At 74.2% G+C, this 2,569-nt stretch carries 3 protein-coding genes; all 3 read right to left on the reverse strand.

Going from position 1 to position 2,569, the window contains the following annotated elements; translation table 11 throughout:
• Positions 1–90 precede the first annotated feature (90 nt).
• Entirely contained in the window at positions 91–435 is a 345-nt protein-coding gene (locus ACTUAL_RS04895; protein WP_015801964.1) for an STAS domain-containing protein, read from the reverse strand.
• A 111-nt stretch (positions 436–546) separates the two neighbouring features.
• Positions 547–1,272, reverse strand: a complete 726-nt coding sequence (locus ACTUAL_RS04900; protein ID WP_440899411.1) for an SGNH/GDSL hydrolase family protein — start codon at positions 1,270–1,272, stop codon at positions 547–549.
• Between the two features lie 190 nt (positions 1,273–1,462).
• Positions 1,463–2,569 (reverse strand): MMPL family transporter (locus ACTUAL_RS04905; protein ID WP_440899412.1); only part of this gene is annotated, 1,107 nt, incomplete at its 5' end.

Here is a 2,569-nt window from a genome sequence, read left to right on the forward strand (position 1 = left end):
ACCCGGTACCGACCCATTGTGCGAGCCGGTGCGGCGGTCGTGCGCGCGGGGGCCCGCCGCCCGAGAAGCGCGCTCGACCGGTCCGGGTGCTCAGCGGGCGGCCGTCAACGCCTCCTCCAGGTTCTCGTGCAGCGGGATCAGCTTGTCCACGGCGGTCGCCTCCAGCGAGCGCCGCACGCTGCGGCTGGGCACCGCCCGCACCAGTCCCCGGCCGACGCGGTCGCGCAGGTAGGCGAGCGCGGCGATGCCGGAGGAGGCGAAGAAGGTCACCTCGGACAGGTCGACGACCAGGGCCTGCGCCCCGCCGTCGACCAGGTCGGTGGCGATCACGCGCAGGTCGTCGCTGTTGGCCATGTCGATCTCGCCGGAGGCGCGCACGACGGCCACGCCGTCGACGACCTCCCCGGTGATGGCGTGGGTCTCGGGAGATGTCACGGCACAATGATGCCCCGATTCGGGCCGCGCGACACGACAGATGTTCACGTCCGCTTCGGGTGGGCCGCGCCGCACCGGCGCCGCCCACCCGATCGCGCGGGAAACCGCAGGTCAGCCCGTCAGGGCCGGGGTCCTGGGCAGGCTCTCCGGAACGGCGGCCAGCGCGGCCCGCCAGCGCGCGGCCATCTTGTCGTAGCCCGCGGTGGACGGGTGCACGCCGTCGGCGAGGTCGCCGGGGACGAACCCGTCGTGCATGTCGACCAGCCGCACCCGCCGCCGGTCCGCCACCACGCCCGGCAGCGCGGCGTTGAACGCCAGCACCCGCGCCTCCAACACCGGGTCCTCGATCGGGGTGATCCGGGCGACGAACACCCACGCCGAGGGCGCGGCGAGCTGGATGCGGTCGAGCAGCGCGCGCATCCTGGCCGGGGCGTTCGCGACGTCGTAGTCCTGCCCGATGTCGTTGGTGCCGATGTGCAGCAGCACCACCCTGGGCCTGGTGGCGCGCAGCCAGCCGTCGACCCTGGCGTGGATCTCGTCGATGCGCCAGCCGGGGTGGCCCTCGTGGTCGTGGTCGCCGAGCTCCGGCGGCCCGTTGAAGCCCGAGCCGACGAAGTCCACCGAGTAGCCCTCGTCGACGAGCCTGCGCCACAGGCCGACCCGGTAGCCGCCGGGCACGTTCCAGCCGTCGGTGATGGAGTCGCCGAGCGGCATGACGCGGGTGCCGCCGTTCGACTCGGCCGCGGCGACGCCGGGGGCGACCAGCAGGGACCCGAGCAGGGCCGTGACCAGGACGAGCAGCGCGGATGACAGGGCATTCCGGGGTGAGCACCCCATGGTCGGAACCGCCTTTCCCCAAGCACACCGGGGAAGAACGGCTCGAGGCGGCGGTTCGGCGAACTGCCCCACCCGGATCGTGCGCGCCGAGAACGCTGGGCCGCCACTGTAAGGACGGTCCACCGGGGATGTCCACGGATTCGCCGCGGGGTGTGCGCGCGGCCCACCCCAAGGGAGCAGAGCCCCCGGCTCAGCGGCTGGGCACGTCGTGCCCGGCGTCCTCCCGCGCGCCGACCGCGCCCGTGCCCGCCGCGCCCGCGGGCTCGGCGCGGTCCTGCTGCGGCACCGCCGAGGCGCCCCCGCGCTCCAGCGCCGCGCCCTCCACGTCCAGCACCGGCAGTCGGCTCAGCGACCGGGGCAGCCACCACGCGGCCGAGCCCATGATCGCCAGCGCGGCCGGGATCGCCACCATGCGCACCACCACCGCGTCCACCAGGATGCCGATGGCCAGCGCGAACGCAATGGGCTTGATCGTCGCCTCGCCCTCGGGCACGAAGCCCGCGAACACCGCGAACATGATCGCGGCGGCGGCCACCACGACCGGCGCGGCCTGCCGGAACCCGGTGACGACCGCCTCGCGCGGCGGCGCGCCGTGCGCGTGCGCCTCGTGCATCCGGGACACCAGGAACACCTGGTAGTCCATGGCCAGGCCGAACAGGATGCCGGTGACCATCATCGGGGCCAGGCTCATCAGCGGCCCGGTGGTCTCGGCGCGCACCACGTCCTTGAGCCAGCCCCACTGGAACACGGCGGTGGTCGCGCCGAGCGAGGCGCCGACGGTCAGCAGGAACCCGAGCACGCCCGCCACCGGCACCAGCAGCGAGCGGAACACCAGGACCAGCAGCACGAGCGCCAGGCCGACGACGAGCACCAGGTAGGTGGGCAGCGACTCGTCCAGGCGGTGCGAGACGTCGACGCCGACGGCGGTGGTGCCGGTGACGTAGACCTGGGCGCCGTCGACGCCGGACACGGCCGAGCGCAGCTCGTCGACCAGGGCGATGGTCTCGGCGCTGTCCGGCGCGGACCTGGGGACGACGTTGACCAGGGCGGCGGTGCCGTCCGAGTTGACCTGGGCCTGGCCGACGACGGCGACGTCGCCGAGCTCCTTGGCGCGGCTGGACACCTCCAGGGCGTGCTTGGCGACCTCGTCGCCCTCCACGAGCACCAGCAGCGGGCCGGTGAAGCCGGGGCCGAAGTGCTCGGAGACGATCTCGACGGCCCTGGCCTGGGTGCTGCCCTCGGCGGGGCGCTGGGCGAGGCTGGTCTGCATGGAGAACGCAGGCACGGCCACGACGGC

The sequence above is a fragment of the Actinosynnema sp. genome, from assembly GCF_052038725.1.

Coding starts and splice junctions, on each gene's coding strand:
- ACTUAL_RS04900 (WP_440899411.1), bottom strand. CDS start 1,272: ATGGGGTGCTCACCCCGGAATGCCCTGTCATCCGCGCTGCTCGTCCTG.